This window comes from Chitinophaga silvatica, from assembly GCF_003419895.1.
GTDB classification, from domain to species: domain Bacteria; phylum Bacteroidota; class Bacteroidia; order Chitinophagales; family Chitinophagaceae; genus Chitinophaga; species Chitinophaga silvatica.
Genome location: NZ_QPMM01000004.1, coordinates 137,894 through 162,369 on the forward strand (window position 1 = coordinate 137,894; position 24,476 = coordinate 162,369).

Consider the following 24,476-nt stretch of genomic DNA (forward strand, 5'->3'; position numbering starts at 1 on the left):
CATAAACTGAATATTATGGATAGAAGAGAATCCCTTAAAGCACTTGCGCTGGGAACTTTATCTGTAGGCACAATTATATCCGCTACAGGCTGTGAAGACAAGAAGACCGATGGCACTAAAGGCGCGACTGGCGACAAACTGCCAGGTTATGGCCGTACACCGGATGAAGCGAAGCGCGATAAAACCTTGATGGAAGAAGCATTCTTTACAGCAGCAGAAATGAAAACCATTACTATGCTGTCGGACATGATTATTCCGGCCGATTCACATTCGGGAGGAGCAATAGAGGCAAAAGTACCTGAGTTTATAGCCTTTATTGTTAAAGACATGCCTGATCACCAACTTCCGATGAGAGGAGGATTAAGGTGGCTTGATATGCAGTGCCTGAAAAAATATAATGCGGTATTTGTTGATTGTAATGAACAACAACGCATCGCAATGCTGGATTTAATTGCCTATCCTGAAAAGGCATTACCTGAAAATAGCCAGGGGGTTGCATTCTTTAACAGAATGCGCGATCTTACGGCGACAGGATTTTTTACCAGCAAAATTGGAATGAAAGATCTGGACTACAAAGGCAATACTCCAAATGAGTGGGATGGAGTGCCTGCTGATGTATTGCAACAATACGGTTACGCTTATGATGAAAAAACACTTGCTACCTGTTTAAAAATTGAGGACAGGGGCAAAATTATGACCTGGGAATAATCACAACGAGCCAACATTTATTAACTATAATTAAATCCAGAAAACTTAACAATGATTCCAGAAAAAAAGAACGAGAACGAGAATAGCGTCTCTCGTCGATCATTCCTGAGAAACGGTGCGCTTGCAGCTGCCGGTTTCATGATCGTTCCACGTCATGTACTTGGGGGAAAAGGATATGTAGCACCTAGCGACCGTTTACGCGTTGCTGGTATCGGTGTAGGCGGTAAAGGCTACAGCGATATCGTTGAATTCACTAAAGGCCCTGCTGATATAGCATTCCTTTGTGATGTAGACACTCGTCGTGCTGCCGAAGCCGTTAAAAAATTCCCTAAGGCTAAGTTCTATACCGACTTCAGGGAAATGTTTGACAAGGAACATAAAAACTTTGATGCTGTTTCTGTATCTACGCCTGACCATACTCACGCAGTTGCTGCAATGGGCGCAATGCAGTTAAACAAACACGTTTATGTACAGAAACCATTAACGCACGATATATGGGAAGCACGTATGCTTACCCAGGGTGCAAGAAAGCACAAGGTAGTTAGCCAAATGGGTAACCAGGGTGCTTCTGGCGATGGCGTTCGTCAACTGATGGAATGGTATAATGCCGGAACTATCGGAGATGTACATACTGTTTATTGCTGGACCGACAGACCAGTATGGCCTCAAGGTATTCAGTGGCCAACCACCAGAGCTGATGTTCCTAAAGAACTGAACTGGGATCTGTGGTTAGGTACTGCTCCTCAAAAAGATTTCGTAGATAACCTGGTGCCATTTAACTGGCGCGGATGGTGGGATTACGGTACCGGTGCAATTGGTGACATGGGTTGCCATATCATCGAGCCTCCTTTCAAAGTATTAGGACTGGGTTATCCTACTTCTGTTGAATGTAGTGTTGGTAGCGTTTATGTAGGTGAATTTACCCGTGGTTATTTCCCTGAAAGCTGCCCTCCATCATCTCACGTTATTATGAGATTCCCTGGTAAAAATGGTAAAGAAATCACTCTCCACTGGATGGATGGTGGTATCCAACCTGAGCGTCCGCCAGAACTAGGACCAAATGAAGTATTTGGCGATGGTGGTAACGGTGCGCTGTTTATCGGTGATAAAGGTAAAATGATGTGCGGTACTTATGGTATGAACCCACAATTATTACCTACTTCCCGTACAAGTCAGGCAAATGTTCCACAAACTATTGCACGTGTACCAGAGGGTCACTATGTTCAATGGGTAAATGCTGCTATTGCTGGTTATGGTAGTGCTAAACAAAAAGCATTGTCTTCTCCATTCGATATCGCTGGTCCATTAACTGAATCAATTCTGATGGCTAACCTGGCTATCCGTAGCTACGATATCCGTAAGCCAAAAGCAAATGGTAAAGGATTTGATTATCCGGGCCGTTATATCAAATTGCTGTGGGATGGTAACAATATGAAGATTACCAACTTCGATGAAGCCAACCAATTTGTAAAACGTAATTACCGCGATGGCTGGTCATTAGGCGTTTAAGACTTCTTCTGATTAAAATAAATCGGGGGCTTTTTGAATGTGATTCCGAAATCACATTCGAAAAGCCCCCGGGTATTTTGAGTGAAATAAGACTTATTATTGATAGTAAGACTGTTGTTTCAGATTACTATTCTTCCGGATCTCTGATGCCGGAATTGGTGCCAGATACTTACCAGCAGGGAAAGCACGGTCCTGAATGCTGTAAGGACGGTAGGTGAAAGGATGGCCAGGAATAAACGATCCTAACACCTCAATACCTAATGCATTGGTATTAAATACTACATCCGCATCTTTCCATCTGCGAACATCAAAGAAACGATGTTCTTCAAACGCTAATTCATAACGACGTTCATATTTCAAAACAGCCATTAATGCAGCAGTTCCGGCAGCATTGGTAGCTGGCATACCTGCACGGGTACGCACCTCATTTAACTTAGTTCGGCCGTTTGCTTCATCTGCACCGCCAATCTGAATACAAGCCTCTGCATAGTTTAAAAGAATTTCTGCATAACGGAAGAATATCCAGCTCTGATCGCCATTAAAAAACTGAGCATCCAGAGTCTTATCCATAAACTTACGCAGGTAGTAACCAGAATATGTTCCATTCCAGTTTTCAATTGTACCACCACGGGTATCCAGGCCCCAAATGCTGTCTTTACCTGTTACTGGCTCATACTTTCCTGTCTGAATAACTCCTTTCGGATCGATGGCTGCGCCATCTGTTGGCCGGGGCTTCCATTGCGCACCATCATAAAGTATGGTAGCATAGAATCTAGGATCTCTATTGACGTATGGAGCTTTCGCCTGAGCAGCATTATTCCATGAAAAAGTGCTTCCATCGGCCATTTGGTAGCCTGATACAAAGTTTTCAAGTGGCACATTTCCTCCCCAGTTGTGATAGCCATTTGGACCATTGTATTTATCATGGGATGTACCCAATAGAGCCTTATCATATTGCTTCACAAAAATCAGCTCCTTATGATCTTTGTCCAGGAATATTCTGCTGTAGCTCTCTGTAGGATTACCAGAGGGTTGGTATAATTCATAAATATTAAGATCCATTACAGCTTTTGCAGCATCTCTTGCTTTTTTCCATAAGTCGGCCCGGTCTGCACCTATATATCCTTGTAAGGGAGACGGAGCATCATTAAACATATCACTTGCAGCGTAAAGCAACATTCGTGATTTTAATGCTAAAGCAGCTCCCATGGTTACACGGCCTTTATCTGCAGGCAATGTATAGGTGAGTGGTAATAATTTAGCAGCACTATCACATTCATCAGAGATAAATTTTATACAATCTGCAAACGGCGCTCTCTTTACATTCAATATCTCCTGGTCATCACCTTTAATGTTAAACGATTTGGTGATTAGTGGCACACCGCCATAGTACTTTACCAACATATGGTAATACCATGCCCTCATAAAATGCACTTCTCCCTTTAGCCTGGTACGCTTACTCTCATCGGAAAATGGTACCTGGTCTATCTTCTCAAAGAACATATTACAGTTACGGATTCTTTGATAGTGGTTATCCCAACGGGCAAAGTCTCCCAACCTGCCTATATCATCAGGAATCATGTTTCCCTGCACTACCATCGCAGTGCTATAGCCATGGATCATCAGGCTTTCATCTGTCAGGGAGGACAACATTACTTCCTCAAAACCAGAGCGCATCTGCACATATAAATCATTAACGAATCCCTGTACCAGCCCTACATCTTTCCAAACATCAGCTTCCTTGTATTCGTTCAATGGGCTTCTTTCAAGGAAATTCTTATTGCATGCAGTCGTTGCTGCACATGCTAAAAGAGCTCCTGCTATATATTTAAATAGTGTTTTTTTCTTCATGACTCATTAATTAAAAGGTAACATTTAATCCTACGTTGTAAATCTTCGTCTGAGGATAATATTGCCCGCTTCCAGCTGGAGCTTCAGGGTCAAAGATTTTAACTTTGTCGATTGTTAACAGGTTTTGTCCGCTTACATATACCCTTAAGTTTTGCAATCCTACACGCTTACAAACCGCAGAAGGAATATTATATCCGAAGTCTAATGTTTTTAAGCGCATATAATTAGTATTCCAATACCAGAAGGTATTTTCATTTGCTACCCAATATTTGTCGTCGCGGTCATATGCCCGTGGCCAGGATGCATTTGTATTAGTTTCTGTCCACCTGTCTTTAACAAAAGCTTCCGGGAAGTTTCCGATTAATCCGGACTCTGTACGGATATACTGACTAGCACCTGTTGCTCCTTGCCAAAGCATTGTGAAATCAAAGTTTTTGTATTTAGCAGTAAATGTTAAACCAAAAATCCAGGTAGGATATTCTGATCTATCCATTCTTACGCGATCCATTCCATCAATTACATTATTACTGCTACCATCATCCTTCTTATTTACTTTAGCAAAGATGACATCTCCTGGTTTGGCACCCGGATAATGCGGCATACTGTTAATTTGTTCCTGGTCTCTGAATACTCCAATTGCCTGGTAATACAATTTCGAACCAATTTGTTTACCTGTAGCTCTTTGCCATTCAGGTACGCCAGGAGTTTCATCCCAGAATAATATCTTGTTTTTGGCATGGGTAACTGTTCCGAATATTTCATAATGGAACTTCTTGATATCATTCTTATGGCTTAATACCATTTCAAATCCCTTGTTTTCTACCTTTCCAATATTTTCGGAAGGTAAAGTCATACCAGTATAACCAGGCATTGATAAGTCACGTTGCACAAGAATGTTTGAACGACGGGTATAGAAATAATCTCCTTCAATTGCCAGTTTATCTCCGAGTAATTTGGCCTCAATACCAACATCGTAGTTGTTGGCCACTTCCCATGTAATTGATTCATTTGGAGAACGAAGTTGATAAATACCTCTGTTCAAATCTCCACCAAACATAACACCACCACCTCTAAAGCCATAGGTGCTTAAATATTGATATGGATCTATCAGGTCATTACCCATTTGACCATAAGCAAGTCTTAATTTCAGGTAGTCGATTTTGTGAATATTATTTTTCCAGAAGTTTTCATTTGAAATTACCCAACCGGCAGAAGCACCTGGGAACAAGCCCATTCTACGTCCATCAGGAAAGTTTTGTGACCCGTCATAACGCATGTTATAATCGAAGAGGTATGTTTCCTTGTAGTTATAGGAAATACGTCCGAAGTAGTTGCGGCGGGCAAATTCCATTGCGCTTCCGCTATTGCTTTTCTCTTTATCGGCGCCCAGGCTTAGCTGATCAAGTTTGTCGCTTATAAAATATTTACGATTCGCTGCCAATAAATCACTCCTGAGTTCAGATTGCTCGAATGCAACAAACGCATTAAAGTTATGCTTGCCAAACGCACGAACATAATTGAGTTTAAAATTGAATGTTGTTTGTCTGGTTGTCGTAAAGTTTTCACTCATTTCAGGAGCACTTACTCCTCTCGAAGAGGCATTTAATTTATGAGCATTCAGGTCAGCATTATCCAGTGTATATAAAGTCCATGGCTTAATAAAGTATTTATTAAAGCGGAAGCCTTGATCATAAGCGAAACTTCCATCAACAAATAAACCCTGAACCCAAGGAATATTTATCACTGCAGCCATGTTTGTGTTAATCACATAGTTTTTATCGTTCTGATACCCAATGGCATTAGTTCCTGTTACTACAGGGTTATCGCCATATTCAATATCTGGTCCGGGAAGTCCGTTAGGCCAGATGGCATTTTCGGTAGGACGGCCTCTCATAAGAGAACGGAAGATAGAACCAGCACTACGTGGAGGGAAATTTCTGTCTTCCAATCTGCCTGCCAGGTCGAAACGTAAGCGGATGTTTTCATTTACAACAGCGTCGAGATTTGCTCTAACATTTTGCTGTTTGTAATTGGTGGCACTGTTTTTATAAATACCATCCTGAAACAATGACCCTAATGAAACGTAGTACGACATTTTATCTGTACCACCGGTAAGCGATAAATCATGTCTGTTTTGCAAAGAAATCTTTTTAATCGCTGCATCATACCAGTTGGTGTTGGGATAGAGCCATGGATCGGAACCATCTGCGAATTTTTTTATCTCTTCAGCCGAGAATTTAGGTGAGTTGCCATTGTATTTATTGATTTCATTTACTACCTGTGCGTAAGTAGTAGCATCCGCCATTTTAGGCAATCTGGTTGGTGTTACAAACGATTGATTAAAGCCATAGCTCAAAGTAGGCTTTCCTCCTTTACCTCTTTTAGTGGTAACCAGAATTACGCCATTTGCAGCTCGCGAACCATAGATAGCCGCTGCAGCATCTTTCAGAATTGAAACGCTTTCAATATCGTTAGGATTCATACGTTCAAATCCATCACGAGGAAAACCATCAATTACCACAAGCGGATCATTATTACCTAAAGTGCTACGTCCACGAATAAAAAGTTTTGAACCATCATATCCAGGCTCTCCACTATTATTTACCGCGATAATACCAGGAATACGTCCTACTAATGAATTGGAGACGTTGACGTTTGGAGATTGTTGTAACTCTGATCCTTTCACAGATGATACAGCCCCCGTTTTTGTCACTTTCTTTTGAGTACCGTATCCCACTACTACGTACTCATCAAGTGTTTTTTGATTTTCTTTCAATACAATATTTACACTGGTTTTTCCATCCAGTTTAATTTCCTGTGAATCAAATCCAATGTATTGAAATATCAAAATGGCATCCTTACTAATGTCAGTAATAGTATAGTTACCCTGTGGATCAGTGGTTGCTCCTTTCTTAGTGTCTTTTACAAGTACAGTAACACCGGGGAGCGGATTTCCATTGATGTCTTTTACCTTTCCCTTAACGGTAAGGTTTCCTTGCTGCCATACGCTAGGTAAAGGCAGTCGGGCGCTGACTGCGCTCGTGTTGGTTGCAAAGAGGCATAGCAATAGCATTGCCTTTGCATAACGTGGATTCATGCTACAAGTGATTTTGGATGATTAAATTTTTGCTTCTAGTTTTTCATTGTTGTCAATAGGTGAAATAGTAACATCATTGTTCATATCAATACATAAGATAGGCACTTCATTAACTCTAAAGGCCAAAGTAACGATGGAATTTGATGTTTTCTTTAACGCTGTTTACAAATAAAAGTCACTGCTAACTGAAATTCAAACAAGTGATTTACACATAAAAACAAGTGATTAGAGATTAATTATTTCGATTGTTCTTTGTTTATGCTATTATTCAACTTTTTAAAATTTGTAGCTTTTTAGAAATGAAAAAATAGGTCCGACTATAGGGTTTACTACAGTTGGGTTTTCTTATCAAATTTTGTTGTATGTAACTAAACAGGTTAACTGAATAGTGTTAACACAACGTGGTTTCATTACAAGTGATTTTAGTTTTTGGTTATCTCTTCATTGTTTACAACCTGGTTATTAGTTTTTCAATCTCAATTTAATACTACTATCGTCAGAAAAAGGGCGTAATCAATTGACTGTAATTTATCTAGAATAGCTTTAATTTTTTTCTAAAAATAAATGTAGTTTTTACAATTATTTTAAATTTTAAAGCAGAAAATGAGGATAATTCCAATTTCGTCAACTTCCGGTTCTTTATTTAAAAGAACTTATAAATATAAACTGAAGATATATACCTTTGAGGCAACATTATTTTAGTACCAACGTTATAGCCATATCAACACCAAAATCAAACTATGAGAAATCTTTACCTATTTGTTTTGGCCTGTGTGATTGCTTCCTTCATTTCTTCCTGCTCAAAGGAAAAAAGCCAGGAAGGAGAAAGTGTTATCTCCCCAACTCCTTGTGCATATGCACCTTATACTCCAGGTTCTACATTTAATTATGAGAATATAAGTAATACCGATACCATTAATTATACCCTTAAAGTTGGTGGTGATACCACTATCAATGGTAAAACTTATAAAACCGTGGGTAACGACAGTGTCTTTATCTGCTCAGGATGTAAAGATGGAATATACACCCAGGTTGCCAACCTGCTGACCTTCCAGGGCTATCAGGCCGATGATCTGGAGCTCACCTATCTGAAAGATAATGTATCTGCCGGTGCTTCCTGGCAAGACACTATCACCGTTTCTAATGGAAGTATTAGTACAACCGGAGTATTGGAATATACCGTCACCGAAAAAGATGTTAGTAAAACCGTGAATGGACAAGAGTTTGAGCATGTAATAGCTGTAAGAATGGACGCTTTCGCAGTTATTCTTAATAACCCCGTTCCGGTTGGCACTATTTCTACCAGCTACTATAGTAAAGGTGTTGGTCTTATAGAAGCAGATCAGGAACAGGATACAACAAGAATTGTTTCCTATACAATTGCACCATAATCAATATTGTTTATAGATCATTGTTAGCAGCTGTTCTATAGAACGCCTGATTGTACTTGCCGACCCACGGTGGTTATTAACCATCACACTAAAAACTAATGTTTTGCCTTTCTGCGTAACAAGATATCCGCTTAACGCAACTACTCCATTTAATGTACCCGTTTTAGCATGTACAAATTGTTGCTGATAATAATTCTTTAAAGTACCCTTCCCTCCTGTTGGAAAAATGTTCCATAATCTGGCCTTCGGATATTCCTGCTGCATTAGCGTTAAGACCTTTACAAAATCACGGGGTGTAAATAAGTTGTATCTCGATAACCCTGAGCCATCGGCCCACTGCGGTGTATCAGGTAATCCCTTAAGGGTGGTATTTAAAAGTTGATCTATTATTTTATTACTGCTAATTGTATCTCCATTTAATGCCGATGCCATCATTAATACCTGCTCTGCAAAGAAGTTATCGCTTTGTTCCATCATCGGAATAAACAGGGAATCTACAGGTATACTTCTCAGCATTCTCCAATTAGTGCCTTTTGGTAAGGATGCTAAACCAATCACTTTATGCAGGGTGTCTTCCAGCCGCTCTCTTAATTCCTGAATTCCACCAGTTATAAAGGGAACATCAGCAGAAAACGCTGAAGTAATTGCCGGGTTATATTGCAGGTAAAAAAAGTTGTTCCGTTCATCTCTCGTAGCAATATTTTCCTTTAAGCTTCTATCTGTCGAAACATCCAGATTAAAAATCTGTGGAGCAATTTTACTACCCTCCCTATTCAATGAAATTCTGGCAACATTTCCATACATGGGCCATTCATTCAATTCGGGCTGATAACTGTCGGCATAATCGCCCCAGGCCCACCCGGGCCCGTATCTTTTATTCAGATTGATAGCGGGTACCAGGTAAATTGGCTTCTTCGAGTCCTGAAGAAACTTTAAGGCCGGTTGAAAACTAAAGGCCGGATGTAAAAAAGAAGGATCTCCCGTTCCCCGAACAAACAAGGCCGTATCATTTTCAAAATATCGTAGTGCCGGTAATGAATCTCCCAGACGTTCAAGCCCTGCGAACAAGGAGAAGATTTTCATGTTAGAGGCGGGAGTAAAATATTTATTGTCCTGGTATTGATACCAATATTTATCGGTTGCCGGCTCGTATATACACACTCCAACATTAGCCTGATCTAATGGTTTTTCCGGTAATAAATGCTGACGGGCCCATTTTTCAATCATTGGAACCTGTGCCTGCGTAGCATTCATCAACATAAAACAACTACAAAATATTAATAAGCCTCTTTTCATTCAGAATCATTAAGCCATTAAATATACTATTTCAAATAAAAAGAGGATGCCAGAACGACATCCTCTTTAATATTTACCTAAAACTACTTTTAATTAGGAGAAGTATTTAGTGATACCAGGTTTAGCATATGCATAATTACCTGAAGCATCTGGTACAACCGGAGGAGGAGCATCAAATGCATATACTTTAGGTTGTAAATCCAGTCCGGAATTCAAAGCTACATCCCATTTGATATTCTGGCCGGAATAAGTGGCGAGTCGACCTATAATTGCAGACAATGTAGCCTGTGCGCCTCTTTCTGCATCGGCAAATTTGTATTCACCTTTTGCAATAGCAGCAAACAGTTCATCATGTTCTGTCTGATATGGGTTTCTTTCGTTTTTCTTATCAAACTGATACAACACTTTACCTTTGTGGTCTACGATTTGTGCTTTATCACATAAGATCCTTCCTTTTGTTCCCACGATTTCTTCATCAACTTTACTTGGCGCATCTTTCCAGTGACGGCACTGACTATTCATTACCACCCCGTTGTCGTAACGATATTCAACAGCATGGTGATCGAAAATTTCACCGTATTCTTTACCTGTGCGCACAGCACGACCACCCATACCGCCGGCAGTAACAGGTGTCTTACCCATAAACCAGTTACCCACATCAATATTGTGAATATGTTGTTCTACGATATGATCGCCACACAGCCAGTTAAAGTAATACCAGTTACGCATTTGGTATTCCATTTCTGTATACTCAGGTTTACGTTCTTTCACCCATAATGCGCCCTGGTTCCACCAAACCTGAACAGAAAGGATATCACCAATAATACCATTCTGATATCTCTTATATAATTCGCGGTAAGAATCCTGATAATGGCGTTGTAAACCTACAACAACGTTCAGTTTCTTGGTTTTTGCCACCTGAGCAGCTTCCAGTACTCTTTTAATACCAGCAGGATCAGTAGCAACCGGTTTTTCCATGAAAATATGCTTACCCTGTCTCACTGCTTCTTCGAAGTGAATAGGTCTGAATCCCGGAGGAGTTGTTAGGATTACTACATCTGCCAATTCAATTGCATGTTTGTAAGCATCAAATCCGGTGAATTTATTTGATTCGGGAACATTTACCCGGTTAGCCTTATCACCCAATGCTTCTTTAATGTTTTCGTAGCTACTTTGGAGTCGATCAGGGAATGCATCAGCCATTGCCACCAGCTCTACATTTTCTTTAGTGCTTAGTGCCTGGGTAGCGGCACCGGTACCACGACCACCGCATCCAATAAGGGCTATTTTTATTACGCTTCCGGGAGCGGATTTAGATAAGAAATTTGCTTTAGTTAAAATTGGCATTGCCAATAATCCGCCAGCCAGAAGGGAGGTTTGTTTTACAAACCCGCGGCGGCCTTCCCCGTGGAATTTTTTTTCGTTGTCCATAAAATGAATAAGATTTTAGTTTTAGGAGATTTACTATCGTGCACCTTTATATTTAGCAATCATCTCTGCGAAGAATTGTTCTGCCTCTTCAGGCGTTGGTTGTTTTACCGGTCTTACAACTCTGAAACCTACAAACGGGGCGTCGGCATTCCACCAGGAACTTTTTGGAATCTGAGGGTCGCGGCGGTTCCAAACCGGATCTGATTTCACCCTGGCGGCAGCGCGAAGCGATGGTGCTTCATCCTTATAACTACCACCTTTGATTACTCTTGGTGTTTTTTCGGTTGGCACTCGCCATGGATCAACATCTGTAGCTGTAGCTACGCCATTTTCATCGTATTGGTCCATTGTCCACTCTTCAACATTACCTAACATATCGTATAATCCCCATGCGTTAGGTTTAAGTTGAGCTACTTTATGATATTTATCTTCACTATTTCCACTAAACCAGGCGTATTCTTTCAGCTTTGACGGTTCATTTCCAAAAGGATATGCAGTAGTGGCTCCTGCTCTGCAAGCATATTCCCACTCTGCTGCTGTTGGTAACCGATAAAAGATTCCTGTCTTAATATACAACCACTTGCAGTACATTAATGCAGCATATTGACTCATACTATTTGCTGGAAAACCACCAGACTTTCCCATTCCGAGGGTTAAATCGATATATGGAGGGCTGGGTCTGGTCATTCCATCCGGCACTGGTGTTTTATCTTTTTCTGCATCAGAATAAACGTCGTACTCATCGAAGGTTACCTCTGTTGCTCCCATCCAAAAGTCTGAAATCTGAACATTTTTAGCAGGTCCTTCATCCTTATTCCTACCTTTTTCATTGTTAGGGCTTCCAAGTTGAAATGTTCCACCCTTAATTGGCACCATTTTAAAGCTTACTTCTGTTCCTGGAATCTGTTGTGAATACGCTTCAAAGGTTATTGTCTGTGCTATAGCTACCTGGCTGAACACTCCGCTCAGCAATAAGGCCACATATGGTTTAGTCATCTAACGTGATTAATTCAAAATATATAGAACGGTGAATCTAAAAAAAACTAATCGGGAATGCAATATTTTTTTATGAAAGTGAAAATTGACTGATGAATTGAAATTTTTTCTAAGAAATTAGCATTTACTTGCAAAAGCTATTAAATTTATTGCCCTGTCAACTACCCTTTAATCTAAACGTTATGGAAAGACGAAAATTCCTGCAAAACGGTACGCTCGCCGGTATTTCTGCACTGACCTTAGGAAGCCTTAGCCAATCAGCCAATGCTGCAGGCATTAAAAACAGTGAACAAGCTAAAGGAAAAACCTTCAATCTGAACTATGCACCACATGATGGTATGTTCAGAAACAGTGGCGGTGATAACTTTCTGGATCAGATCAAATATATGGCTGATCAGGGCTTCCGTTCAATAGAAGACAACGGAATGCTAGGCCGCAGTCCGGAAGAACAATCCAAGATTGGTGATTTGCTGAATAAATTAGGTATGCAAATGGGCGTTTTCGTGGTGGATACCGGTAATAACTGGAAAACATCTTTAACCACCGGAAAACAAGAGTTTGTAGATGCCTTTTTAAGCACTTGTAAAAAAAGTGTGGAAGTTGCCAAACGCTGTAATGCTAAATGGGCAACTGTAGTTCCGGGATACTTTGAGCGCAATCTTCCTATGGGCATTCAAACAGCTAACGTAGTTGAAGCCCTGCGCCGAGGCGCTGAAATCTTTGAACCACACGGATTGGTAATGGTACTGGAACCTTTGAGCGACAACCCGGATCTTTTCCTTCGCACTGCAGAACAAAGCTTTGAGGTATGTAAGGCCGTTAAAAGTCCGTCATGTAAAATCTTATATGACATATACCATATGCAGCGTAATGTTGGTAACCTGATTCCGGTTATGGACTGGTGCTGGGATGAAATTGCGTATATCCAGATAGGTGATAATCCTGGAAGAAAAGAACCTGGTACAGGAGAAATCAATTACAAAAACATCTTCAAGCATCTTCACAGCAAAGGCTATAAAGGAATTCTGGGCATGGAACATGGTATGGCCGGTAAAGGCAAAGAAGGTGAAGCTGCCCTGATTAAAGCTTATAGAGAAGCCGATAGCTTTTTGTAGTTGCTCGCAAAGGCGCAAAGATTAATATTAAGACACAAAGGATTTTTTTAAAGATTTTTAAGGAATAGCGAATGGTTTAAGAACTTTCGATTGGTTTCAACAATAAAAGAAACTTGTCTGTAGTTCTTAAAAAATTTACTTCAGGCCTTAAAAAGACTTTAAAAAAATCCTTTGTGTCTTAATATTAATCTTTGTGCCTTTGTGAGAAATACTTAACTTAACTATTAAAACAATCTGCTATGGGTTTTATTGTACGTATACTCCTCAGCGCATTGGCTGCGATGTTTACCGCTTACCTGCTAAAACCAGCAGTAAAAGTTGACAGCTTTGTAACCGCGTTAATCCTTGCTTTGGTGCTTGCAGTTTTAAATGCATTAGTAAGACCACTACTAGTAGTACTTACTTTTCCAATTACCATTGTAACATTAGGCCTTTTCCTGTTTGTTATTAACGCCCTCATTATCTTACTGGCCGAAAAGCTTGTTCCTGGTTTTAGAGTGGAAGGCTTTTGGTGGGCTATGCTTTTCAGTGTCATTATGGCCGCAGTCAACTATATCTTAAGTGGTATTGCCGGTACTAATTAATGTCATTGCCTTCTTTCGACATTTAGTAAAGCGTAAATCATGCAGTTCGACAGATCTGGGCTCAGCAATGAACAATTGCTGGCCTTTTACAAGGCATTAGTGTACCCACGACTAATAGAAGAAAAGATGTTGCTGCTCCTACGCCAGGGAAAAATCAGTAAATGGTTTTCCGGCATAGGACAGGAAGCTATCTCTGTGGGTGCCGCAATGGCGCTGGAAAATGATGAATGGATACTCCCGTTACATCGTAACCTGGGTATCTTTACGACCCGCGACATGCCACTGGCAAAGCTTTTAAAACAATGGCAGGGAAGTTCCGACGGTTATAGCAAAGCAAGGGAACGATCCTTTCACTTCGGTAGCCGGGATCATCATATCTGTGGTATGATCAGTCATCTTGGCCCCCAACTTTCTATTGCTGATGGAATTGCTCTGGCACATCAACTCAAAAAAGAACCTAAAGTTACCCTGGCATTTACCGGAGAAGGCGGAACCAGCGAAGGGGAGTTTCATGAAGCTATAAACCTTGCTGCCGTATGGGGTCTTCCTGTTATCTTCCTTATAGAAAATAATGGCTATGCACTAAGCACACCCACCAATGAACAATACAAGTGTGCCGACCTGGTAGATAAGGCAATTGGCTACGGGATGGAAGGTGTAAGAATAGACGGTAATAATCTGCTGGAAGTTTATCAGACTATTAAAACCGCCAGAAATTATGCCATTCAAACACAAAAGCCCGTACTGATAGAAGCCCTCACCTTCCGTATGCGTGGCCATGAAGAAGCAAGCGGAGTGAAATATGTTCCTACTGCACTCTTTGAAGAATGGGAAAAGAAAGACCCAATTCTTCAATATACTAATTTCCTTAAGTCGAATAATCTGATTTCTGAAAACGAAATCAATGAAATATACCAACAATTAAAACAACATATAGAAAACGAGGTTGCCGCCGGCCTTCATTCAGCTCCAATTGCTGTTAATTCGGCCGTTGAACTGGCAGATGTTTATGCGCCATCAGTTCCTGCTATCTCTCCCTCTCATTCCTCAAATGAGAAAAGGTATATTGATGCCATTGCAGAAGGCCTTAAACAGGCATTGGAACAATTTCCTCAGCTCATACTCATGGGGCAGGACATTGCTGAATATGGGGGTGCCTTCAAAATTACAGAAGGCCTGGTAACAGAGTTCGGGAATCGGGTAAGAAACACCCCTCTCTGCGAAAGTGCCGTTATTGGAGCAGCATTGGGCTTGTCGATCGGTGGTTTTAAAAGTATGGTGGAGATGCAGTTCGGTGACTTTGTCACTTGCGGCTTCAATCAGATCGTCAACAATCTCGCAAAAATCCATTATCGCTGGGGGCAGGCAGCAGATGTAGTAATTCGCATGCCCGCAGGTGCCGGAGTCGGTGCCGGTCCATTTCATTCTCAAACCAATGAAGCATGGTTTACTCATGTTCCGGGACTAAAAGTTTTGTATCCTTCCACTCCGGCCGATGCTAAAGGGCTATTACTTGCAGCCTTTGCAGACCCAAACCCTATTATCTTTTTTGAACATAAAGCACTTTACAGAAGCATTTCCGGTGAAGTACCCGAAGGCTATTACACTGTTGAAATAGGCAAAGCTAATCTGATACAGCCTGGCGACGATATTAGTATTATTACCTATGGAAGTGGCGTTCACTGGGCGTTACAATATGCAGCCCAACATCAGGAAATGTCTGTTGCTATTTTGGATTTACGGTCTTTACAGCCCCTGGATTATGACGCCATCAGAAACGTTACAGCTGCTACAGGTAAGGTTTTAGTATTGCATGAAGATACACTGACCGGTGGTTTTGGGGCAGAAATCAGTGCCTGGATAGGAGAACATTGTTTTGAGCTATTAGATGCACCTGTATTGCGTTGCGCAAGCCTGGATACTCCGGTGCCTTTTAACCTCGAACTGGAAAAAAATTTTCTGGCGAAATCGAGGCTGGACGAGTATATGCAAAGATTATTTCATTGGTAAACAGATCCTTTCATTGGGAATATGCCTTTAAAGTTATAATTTGCACCCGGAATCTAATAAAATCGTTATACTATGTTGATGAATCTTTTAACCGTAGTACATACTACCGAATTTTATAAAGTTGGTGATAAAATTGGTGGTTTCCTGACTCCTGTAGTTATTTTGCTTTTTGCTGCTATGTTTATCTATGCTTGGGCTAAGTACGCAAAAAACTAATTAATACGCTTTTTCACATCGCACTATAGAAAAAGAAAAAGGCTTCCCTTCACAGGAAGCCTTTTTATCGTTTAATAATCTTATCCCTTTGTTAGTATTTTTTCTATTAATGCCTTTAGCTCAGGTGTAGAAGGCCTTGGTGCGTCTATAGTCACTATATTTCCTTTCTGATCAAATACCATAAACTGTGGAATCCCTTGAATATTATACAGTTTGGTTAATTCACTATACCCCTTGGTAAAGATCTGTACTCCTTTCATCTCCTTCTCTTTTACAAAATCCAGCCATTTCTGCTTGTCTTTAACTTCATCTACAGAACTACCCAGAAATACAACATCTTTTCCATGCATTTCTTCCTCTAACTTCATCAGATAAGGCAGTTCAGCTTTGCAGGGGCCGCACCATGTTGCCCAAACATCTACTACTACCACTTTACCTTTAAAATCGGCCAGTGATACCTTCTTTCCGTTCACATCTTCCCCAGAAAAACTGAGAGCAGGCTTTCCGGCTGCAAAATTGTGCAGTTTCTTTTCGAATTCCAGATATCTCCTATTTTGCTCATCGGTGACCAGGTATTGTTTTACTGGTTCCATAGCTGCAATCAGGGCATCATAAGACTTATAAGCATCCAGACTCTGGGTAATTACCACTGCTTTCACAGTATCATTTCCATATAAAGCGACAGATCTCGCAAGTCTTTCCTCTGGTTTTATCTTTTCGTGGGTAGCCTGGTTCATATAACTATATGTTCCATACAAACTCAAAAGACTGCTTGCATCACCATCTCTCAGGATTCTTGAGTCGGAATATTTATTGGGCTGCAAGATTTGCTTATAATAAGCGGGATATTGATCCGGAGATGGATGGATGGAATGTGGCATTAGTAAAAACTGTAAAGCAGTTCTTTCCACATCCAGGTCCATTTGTAATTTCATCATTTCATTAAAGGCCTTATTAGGTGTAGCTACTTTCTGTTTATTTGATTTTACCTGTGCTACCAAAGCCTCCAATTTTGGGAAATAGGATTGAAAAGTGGAGGTATCCATTTTTACAATTGGCATTGTCAGTGGTTTCAATTGCCGGCTCCATTGCTGCAAGACTTTGTTTTCTGCCGATCCCGATTGTAAGGAATATTCTCCATCCTCAACTATCAGGCTTAGATTATCTCCTGGTTTCAGGTAAATACGGGCATCACCGCCCCTTATACCAGTAGAAACATAATAAAATCCTTCTTTAGGCGAGGGAACAGCAAATGCAAAGGCTTGCTGATCATTTAATTTGGCAGTAGCTATTTCTTCTTTTCTACCTTCTACCACAGCGTATAAAGTTACCTTCCTGATTTGGTCGTTTGTTACTTTTCCCTGGATAATAGATGGAGATTTGATGGGTACAGGGCCAACGCCGGCATTCACTCCGGTATACGCCAATAAGGCGGCTACCGACAGTAGTCGAGATACTTTCATTGTTTCGTTTTTTAATGGTGGTTGTTAATTATATCATCAAATATAATCATGGAAAGTATTAAAGAAAGTTTTTTGGGATTAATGGCCTAATAGGGTTTACAAAGGTTAGCTATAGTACTGATTATAATAGTGATTGGTATACTCGAGGTTCTCATCATCGAAGCATACCAGTATAATTTCATCTGGAATAAAAATTTTTTCCAGAAACACTGCAATAGTTTCAATAGCAATCCTGGCTGCCAAATCTTTAGGGAAGTGATAGATTCCTGTACTAATGTTAGGGAACGCAATAGATTTAACATCATTGTTAGCCGCCAGGGTTAAAGAATTGAAATAGCAATTGGCTAAAAGTGCTTCTTCATTTTTCTTTCCATTATTCCACACCGGCCCCACGGTATGAATTACATATTTTGCTGGTAAATTCCCTGCCCGGGTTATAACAGCTTCTCCTGTCTTACAGCCGCCCTGGCGTGCAACAATTGCTCTGCAATCTTCCAGTATTTCAGGTCCTCCGGCTCTGTGAATTGCCCCATCTACTCCGCCGCCACCCATGAGTGAAGAATTAGCAGCATTTACAATTGCATCAACCTTCACTTTAGTAATATCACCTTTCACTATTTTAATTCTATTCATTATGATACAGTTCTTACGTATACTAATTTTCCGGTTTTCTTACCACTACTCTCCCGGATATCTATTTCAAAGTTTGGAAAACTTTTCAGGAGTTGCAATAGTTTGATATATCCATAGTTGCGGGAATCGAAATCCGGTTTCTTTTTCAATAACAGGTTTCCTAGTTCTCCCAGATATGCCCATCCATCTTCATCTGCGATATCATTGATGCTGGTCGATAAAAGTGAGAGTAATTGTTTATCTGCTTTACTGATGCTTTTGTGCTTTACTTTTGATGACTTCTGTTTATCAACATCCGTCTTTTTCTCATCAGCTTCCAATATTTCAAGATAAATAAATTTGTCACAGGCAGCTCTGAAGGCAGAAGGGGTTTTCTGTTCTCCCATTCCGTAAACGATCATCCCGGCTTCCCTTAGTCGGGTTGCCAAACGGGTAAAATCACTATCGCTCGATACCAGGCAAAATCCATCTACCCGTCCTGTATATAAAATATCCATTGCGTCGATTATCATAGCCGAATCGGTTGCATTTTTGCCACTGGTATAGCTGTATTGCTGAATTGGTGTAATGGCGTATTCCAATAACACATTTTTCCAACCCACAACAGTGGGTTTAGTCCAATCGCCATAAATTCTTTTAAAGGTAGGGTTACCATACTTTGCTACTTCTTCCAGCATTCCTTTTACATTATGATATGGGATATTATCCGCATCTATGAGAACAGCCAGTCGAAGGTCATTTGAGTTATCCATATGTTGTGATTAAATGACAAAACGTGTTGACTACAGAATAATTCTTGCTGCAATCAACACGTTTGTAATAATTTGAAGAAGTATTATTTCAGATAGGAGCGGATCATCCACGCCTTTTTGAGGTGCTTTTGCAACATCTGTGTAGCAAAGTCTGCAGCGCCTTTATCATTGTACTTGGTATCAAACTCGTCGATCAGGCGGCGGAGATTACGGATGATGGTTTCATGATCATCGAGGAGGCCTTTAAGCTGTACTTTCTGATCGTTAGAATATTCTCCTTCCAGTAAATGAGTCAATTTAAGTGCATCTACATATCTGCCTTCTGCATAGTGGCCAATTGAGCGGATATACTCAGCTACTTCATCGGCATATTCTTCCAGTTCTTCGTATTGATCTTCATAGAACGAATGTAGTTCCATGAAGTTGCTACCCTCAATATTCCAATGGCAATTTCGGGTTTTTGCATACAATACCAATTCATCTGCTAATACCTTATTCAACTCTAGTGCTATTTGTTTTAAGTGTTCTTCTAAAACACCGATGTTTGCTTTCATATCATTGAATTTTTGGTTTATATAAATTTACTGATTAATAAAACTGCAGCCAATGATGTTTATCATCTCTGAATAACCGGGAATATATAAACAGGTAGGATTCCGGTTTTGTTCAGGTACTGCTGGCTTCAGAACTTTGCGAAAATTGTACCATTGTTGTTAATTTTGCGCATGGACCAGTCGACAGATCGGATTTACAATCTTCACTTTATAATGCTTTGCCTGAGCAATGCACTTTTCTCCGCAAGTTTTAATATGATGATCCCTGAGCTGCCAGCCTATCTGACAAAGATGGGAGGAGCAGATTACAAGGGATATATTATAGGTTTGTTTACTTTAATGGCGGGCCTATCACGTCCTTTCAGTGGAAAACTTACAGATACCATAGGCAGAGTACCGGTAATGATCTTTGGTTCTCTGGTTTGTGTTGTTTGCAGTCTGATTTATCCGCTTATCAGCTCTGTAGCAGCATTTTTATTATTAAGATTTTTTCATGGTTTTTCTACCGGTTTTAAACCTACGGGAACGTCAGCCTATGTTTCTGATATAGTGCCTGTAACCCGCCGTGGTGAAGCCATGGGAATGGTTGGGCTATTCAGTACAATAGGTATGGCAATGGGCCCGGCTATTGGAGGGTATGTTGCTGTAAGGTGGAATATTAATGTAATGTTTCAGCTTTCAGCTCTTTTTGCCTTGTTATCTGTTGTGATTTTGGTTGGCATGAAGGAAACCTTACATAATAAACAACGTTTTCGCTTCTCTTTATTAAAGATTTCGCCGGATGAAATATTTGAGCCGTTGGTGTGGGCTCCGGTAATTATCTGCTTTATAACCTATTTCAGTTATGGTGCAATATTGACCATTGTGCCAGACTTTAGTGCATTTTTGGGAGTCACCAATAAAGGATTGTTCTTTACCTTCTTTACAGCCAGTTCCATTGGAATACGGATTCTGGCGGGTCGGGTATCTGATAAATACGGAAGGTTGCCGGTTTTGAAAGTATCAGCCCTTACAATGGCTGTTTCAATGCTGGTTTTGGGATTTGCTACCAATGGCTTTTGGTTGCTCACCGGAGCTGTAGTATACGGAATAGCTGTTGGATTAAATTCTCCGGCCATTACTGCATGGACTATTGACTTAAGTAATCCACAGCACCGGGGAAGGGCATTAGCGAGCATGTATATAGCTCTTGAGGCAGGAATTGGTTTAGGTGCTTACTTCTCCGCTATGATTTATCACAACAAGGAAGAAAGATTTCCACTTACATTTTATGTATTCGCCGGGATAACTTTATTGGCTACCATCTACCTAAGCTTTATTTACAAGCCTAAAAAGATACAGGTATCAAATTAACCCCTGTATTCTTATTTACACTTGTTAATATATTAATTACCAGCTTGTTAGTTTAGCAAGCATATTCTCATTATTGCTGATTCGTTTCAGATATGTTTAATGGTTTGCTAACAAATACTTCATTCTCTGGAGGTAGGTTAAGTGATTCTGTGTCTTCATCTGAGCCCAGATCCAATAGTTCTTTTGGTAAGGATTTCTTGCTGTTCAATCCTAATTTCCGCATTTTTTCAGCTTTGCCTACCAGGTTTCCTTTGCCCGTAGACAATTTATTTAGCGCATTTTCATAGGCTTTATTACTTTGATTGAGTTGAACACCTATTGCTGTCAGATCATCAACAAAACCAACAAATTTGTCGTACAGGGCACTCCCCTGTTTCACAATTTCTAAAGCATTCTTATTCTGCTTTTCCAACTTCCACATATTCTCAATAATTCTGACGGTGGCCAGTAAAGATGGCACACTTACCAGAATGATTCTGCGCTTGAAAGCATAATCGTATAACTCTTCTTCCGGTTGCATAATAGCCAGGGCATATGCCGGCTCAATTGGAATAAAGAGCATTACAAAATCGGTCGAATTATCATAAAGGGTATGATAGGATTTTTCACTTAGTTCGTTCACATGATTTTTAACAGATTGCACATGCATTTTCAGAGCATGCTTTCTATCTTCTTCATTTTCAGCACTGCAATACTGTTCATATGCTTTCAGTGAAACCTTTGAATCGATCACCAACCTTCTGTTTTCTGGTAAATACAATACCAGATCCGGTTTTTTGAGCAGACCTTTTTCATCTCTCTGTGCATCTTGCGTAGTATAGTGTACCCCTTTTTCAAGGCCGGAGACTTCCAATACCCGCTCCAGAATCATTTCTCCCCAATTACCTTGTTTCTTGGAATCGGTTTTTAAGGCATTGGTGAGATTATTAGCTTCTTTGGATAAGGTTTGATTAAGTTCCATGAGTTTGCCCAATTCTGTTTTAAGGGCAGCTCTTTGAGAGGTTTCCTCAACAAGCGACTGCTGCAGGCTATTTCTAAAACTATCGATCTTTTCAGACAGGGGCTTTAATACATCATCCATCTTCGTTTTATTCTGCTCCATAAAGTTGCCGGATATTTGATGCAGCAACTGCTGAGCAGTATTCTCGAATTGCAGACCGAACTCTTTATGCACTTGTTGCAAGCGCTCCTTTTCACTATTGAGCTGAATCTGAAGATATTTATTCTGCTCAATTAACCGGCCTTGTTCCGACATTACAGACACGAACTCTTCGTTTAGCCGCTCTAGTTGTTCCTGCTTTTCTCTTAGGCTTACAGCTTTATCTTCCAGCATATTCTGCTGGTATTCAAATCTGGCTTCCTGCAGCCTTGTCTTCTCCTGTAAGGCTGCATAATCTGCCTGCCATAACTGTGCTTGTTGCTGATCTGCAGCTTGTTTGCCCAGCAATTGTTGCCTGGTATTGATAAACAGATACGCAAGCACTAAAACGCAAATTCCCGAAATAATTAAAAGTATCAACATGCTAATCCGGCTCTAAAAACAATGATAAACTCTTTCTACGCATTATATCTGCGTTCAGAATATAAAAAAAGCAGTAAACGATTTACCCAAAAGTAAATGTTTACTGCTTTTAAATAATCTAAACTATAAAATTACAGGCGCTCGTAGAGCTTACGCAGCTTCTCGCGCGTCATGATCTCTTTCCAGTCTTTACCCAGAGCATTTTCCCATAATGGAGCCATACCCAGAGATACATTAATCATTGTATCGAACTGCTCATCTGTCAACCCACTGGTTATGCCCTGAGGAATATGGATGTTATGTTTCTTCACCATTTCCTTGAACTTCACAACCCCATCAGGATAAAATTCTTCCAGCTTATCGAATACAATACAGTTACCAATACCGTGTTTGGTGCCCAGCAAATATGCCAGTCCGTAACTTACTGCATGCGCAACCCCTACCTGAGAATAGGCAATGCTCATACCGCCGGCATATGAAGCCATCATCAGCTTCTCATCCGAATCGTCATCCCAAATATCCTTTTCCAGGAATATTTCTTCACACAATTCCTGAGCTTTTTCACCGTAAGACTTGCTGAATGCATTCAGATAAGTGCCCTGCAGTGATTCAACGCAGTGAATAAAGCAATCCATCGCGGTATAAAAACGTTGATTCGGCTCTACTGTTTTAGTTAATGAAGGGTCCAATACTATCTGATCGAATGGAGTAAAGTCGGAATTCATTCCGAGTTTACGGGTAGGGCCAGTTAATACGCAAGTACGGCTAACTTCAGCTCCTGTACCCGAAATGGTTGGAATACCTACTTTATAAACACCAGGAACCTTTACCAGATCCCAGCCCTGATAGTCGGCCGACGAGCCAGGGTTGGTCATCATCAGCGACACAGCTTTCGCCATATCCAATACCGATCCGCCACCGATTCCAATAATACCTGAGACTTTTCCAAACTCAGCTACCAGTTCATCACGTAGTTTATCTACATAAGTTGTTTTAGGCTCATGGGTTACATCAATCACCACAATTTTGTCTTTCCCCTGTAAAGGAATACGAGACAAAAACTCCTTCTTGTCCTGGAAATACTCATCCACGAAAAAAATCATGGGAGCATCGCCTATACGTCTGGGGGCCAGTATTTCACCTAGCTGATCAAAACATCCGCTACCGTAAATAACATAGTCCACCATTTTGAAATTCCTGAATTTCATATATACGTCTTAGTTATTTTATAATAATTTGGCCGCTTTCTCTAAATCTTCGGGGGTATCAATTTCAACTCCCATATAAGAGGTAACTACCATTTTCATTGGAATTCCGTTTTCCAGATAGCGCAGACATTCAATTTTCTCGGCGGCTTCCAACGGGGTAACTTCCAATTGTGTAAACTCCAGCAATGTTTGCTTACGAAACGCATAAATCCCGATATGCTCGTAGTATACAGGTTTTACATCTGTGCTTCTTGGATAAGGAATTACTGACCTGGAGAAAAATAATGCATTGAAATTTTTATCAACAGCTACTTTAACGTAGTTGGGATCTTCGATAGATGATTGTTCCTTTAGTTCCTGCATCAGCGAAGCCACTCTCACTTTCTTCCCTTCTTCTCCTTCAAATACTTTCAGCAGTTTTTCCAAAGGTTCTTTCTGTGTAAAAGGTTCATCTCCCTGTACATTCACCACAATATCAACATCCATATCTACAACAGCCTCGGCTATACGATCAGTACCACATTCATGCTCTTTTTTGCTCATGACTGCCTTACCACCATTACTTACTATCTCATTGTAAATAATATCGCTATCAGTTACTACCATCACTTCATCGAACACTCCTGTCTGAACTGTAGATTCATAAGTGCGCAAAATAACTGTTTTATCGCCCAGCTTCGCCATCATTTTCCCAGGAAAACGGGTAGCTCCATACCGGGCAGGTATCAACGCAATTTTCTTCATGTAGATCTATTTTACAAATAACGTGAAGCTGCTGGCTTCACGT

Annotated in this window: 20 protein-coding genes; 8 read left to right on the forward strand and 12 right to left on the reverse strand. The window is 40.5% G+C overall.

Annotated elements, in window-relative coordinates; all coding sequences use genetic code 11:
- Nucleotides 1-15 precede the first annotated feature (15 nt).
- Together DVR12_RS09995 and DVR12_RS10000 are read left to right on the forward strand one after the other, a co-directional pair.
- Nucleotides 16-708: a gluconate 2-dehydrogenase subunit 3 family protein gene (locus DVR12_RS09995; protein WP_116975533.1), complete on the forward strand. Its 693-nt coding sequence runs from the start codon at nt 16-18 to the stop codon at nt 706-708.
- Between the two features lie 51 nt (nt 709-759).
- Complete coding sequence (locus DVR12_RS10000; RefSeq protein WP_116975534.1) at nt 760-2,217, forward strand: Gfo/Idh/MocA family protein; 1,458 nt, start codon at nt 760-762, stop codon at nt 2,215-2,217.
- A gap of 96 nt (nt 2,218-2,313) precedes the next feature.
- On the opposite strand, the gene DVR12_RS10005 is transcribed toward DVR12_RS10000, so the two are convergent.
- Nucleotides 2,314-4,068: a RagB/SusD family nutrient uptake outer membrane protein gene (locus DVR12_RS10005; RefSeq protein WP_116975535.1), complete on the reverse strand. Its 1,755-nt coding sequence runs from the start codon at nt 4,066-4,068 to the stop codon at nt 2,314-2,316.
- A gap of 10 nt (nt 4,069-4,078) precedes the next feature.
- On the reverse strand, nt 4,079-7,165 hold the full coding sequence (locus DVR12_RS10010) for a SusC/RagA family TonB-linked outer membrane protein (protein ID WP_116975536.1): 3,087 nt from the start codon (nt 7,163-7,165) through the stop codon (nt 4,079-4,081).
- A gap of 740 nt (nt 7,166-7,905) precedes the next feature.
- Between DVR12_RS10010 and DVR12_RS10015 the strand changes: the two genes are divergently transcribed.
- Nucleotides 7,906-8,556, forward strand: a complete 651-nt coding sequence (locus DVR12_RS10015; protein WP_116975537.1) for a hypothetical protein — start codon at nt 7,906-7,908, stop codon at nt 8,554-8,556.
- Here the strand turns inward: DVR12_RS10015 and DVR12_RS10020 are convergent, their stop codons facing one another.
- From DVR12_RS10020 to DVR12_RS10030, 3 genes are all read right to left on the reverse strand, one after another.
- Nucleotides 8,557-9,852: a D-alanyl-D-alanine carboxypeptidase/D-alanyl-D-alanine-endopeptidase gene (locus DVR12_RS10020; protein ID WP_116975538.1), complete on the reverse strand. Its 1,296-nt coding sequence runs from the start codon at nt 9,850-9,852 to the stop codon at nt 8,557-8,559.
- Between the two features lie 93 nt (nt 9,853-9,945).
- A complete protein-coding gene (locus DVR12_RS10025; protein ID WP_116975539.1) occupies nt 9,946-11,283 on the reverse strand; it encodes a Gfo/Idh/MocA family protein in 1,338 nt (445 codons plus the stop codon).
- A 33-nt stretch (nt 11,284-11,316) separates the two neighbouring features.
- Entirely contained in the window at nt 11,317-12,279 is a 963-nt protein-coding gene (locus DVR12_RS10030; RefSeq protein WP_116975540.1) for a formylglycine-generating enzyme family protein, read from the reverse strand.
- A gap of 182 nt (nt 12,280-12,461) precedes the next feature.
- Here DVR12_RS10030 and DVR12_RS10035 point away from each other — a divergent pair, with 182 nt between their 5' ends.
- The 4 genes from DVR12_RS10035 (at nt 12,462) to DVR12_RS27565 (ending at nt 16,204) form a co-directional block, all read left to right on the forward strand.
- Entirely contained in the window at nt 12,462-13,394 is a 933-nt protein-coding gene (locus DVR12_RS10035; RefSeq protein WP_116975541.1) for a hydroxypyruvate isomerase family protein, read from the forward strand.
- Nucleotides 13,395-13,633: 239 nt separating this feature from the next.
- Nucleotides 13,634-13,978, forward strand: a complete 345-nt coding sequence (locus tag DVR12_RS10040) for a phage holin family protein (RefSeq protein WP_116975542.1) — start codon at nt 13,634-13,636, stop codon at nt 13,976-13,978.
- A gap of 39 nt (nt 13,979-14,017) precedes the next feature.
- Nucleotides 14,018-15,988 carry an alpha-ketoacid dehydrogenase subunit alpha/beta gene (locus DVR12_RS10045; RefSeq protein ID WP_116975543.1) on the forward strand — a complete coding sequence of 657 codons (1,971 nt, stop codon included), beginning with the start codon at nt 14,018-14,020 and terminating at the stop codon, nt 15,986-15,988.
- A gap of 72 nt (nt 15,989-16,060) precedes the next feature.
- Nucleotides 16,061-16,204 (forward strand): hypothetical protein, encoded by a 144-nt coding sequence (locus DVR12_RS27565; protein ID WP_158563245.1) that lies wholly within the window; start codon nt 16,061-16,063, stop codon nt 16,202-16,204.
- 80 nt (nt 16,205-16,284) lie between these two features.
- Here DVR12_RS27565 and DVR12_RS10050 read toward each other — a convergent pair whose 3' ends face one another.
- The 4 genes from DVR12_RS10050 to DVR12_RS10065 form a co-directional block, all read right to left on the reverse strand.
- Nucleotides 16,285-17,667 (reverse strand): TlpA family protein disulfide reductase, encoded by a 1,383-nt coding sequence (locus DVR12_RS10050; RefSeq protein ID WP_116975544.1) that lies wholly within the window; start codon nt 17,665-17,667, stop codon nt 16,285-16,287.
- Between the two features lie 105 nt (nt 17,668-17,772).
- On the reverse strand, nt 17,773-18,300 hold the full coding sequence (locus tag DVR12_RS10055; RefSeq protein ID WP_116975545.1) for an O-acetyl-ADP-ribose deacetylase: 528 nt from the start codon (nt 18,298-18,300) through the stop codon (nt 17,773-17,775).
- Nucleotides 18,300-19,052, reverse strand: coding sequence for an NYN domain-containing protein (locus tag DVR12_RS10060; protein ID WP_116975546.1), 753 nt, complete (start codon nt 19,050-19,052; stop codon nt 18,300-18,302). Before DVR12_RS10060 ends, DVR12_RS10055 begins: the two co-directional genes overlap by 1 nt.
- 83 nt (nt 19,053-19,135) lie before the next feature.
- Nucleotides 19,136-19,606 carry a Dps family protein gene (locus tag DVR12_RS10065; RefSeq protein ID WP_116975547.1) on the reverse strand — a complete coding sequence of 157 codons (471 nt, stop codon included), beginning with the start codon at nt 19,604-19,606 and terminating at the stop codon, nt 19,136-19,138.
- A gap of 171 nt (nt 19,607-19,777) precedes the next feature.
- Between DVR12_RS10065 and DVR12_RS10070 the strand changes: the two genes are divergently transcribed.
- A complete protein-coding gene (locus DVR12_RS10070) occupies nt 19,778-20,959 on the forward strand; it encodes an MFS transporter (RefSeq protein WP_116975548.1) in 1,182 nt (393 codons plus the stop codon).
- Nucleotides 20,960-21,029: 70 nt separating this feature from the next.
- On the opposite strand, the gene DVR12_RS10075 is transcribed toward DVR12_RS10070, so the two are convergent.
- The 3 genes from DVR12_RS10075 to kdsB all read right to left on the reverse strand — a co-directional run bounded on the left by DVR12_RS10075 (nt 21,030) and on the right by kdsB (nt 24,433).
- Nucleotides 21,030-22,481, reverse strand: coding sequence for a DNA recombination protein RmuC (locus DVR12_RS10075; protein WP_116975549.1), 1,452 nt, complete (start codon nt 22,479-22,481; stop codon nt 21,030-21,032).
- A 131-nt stretch (nt 22,482-22,612) separates the two neighbouring features.
- A complete protein-coding gene (locus DVR12_RS10080; RefSeq protein WP_116975550.1) occupies nt 22,613-23,689 on the reverse strand; it encodes an iron-containing alcohol dehydrogenase family protein in 1,077 nt (358 codons plus the stop codon).
- An 18-nt stretch (nt 23,690-23,707) separates the two neighbouring features.
- On the reverse strand, nt 23,708-24,433 hold the full coding sequence (gene kdsB / locus DVR12_RS10085; protein ID WP_116975551.1) for a 3-deoxy-manno-octulosonate cytidylyltransferase: 726 nt from the start codon (nt 24,431-24,433) through the stop codon (nt 23,708-23,710).
- Nucleotides 24,434-24,476: the final 43 nt, after the last annotated feature.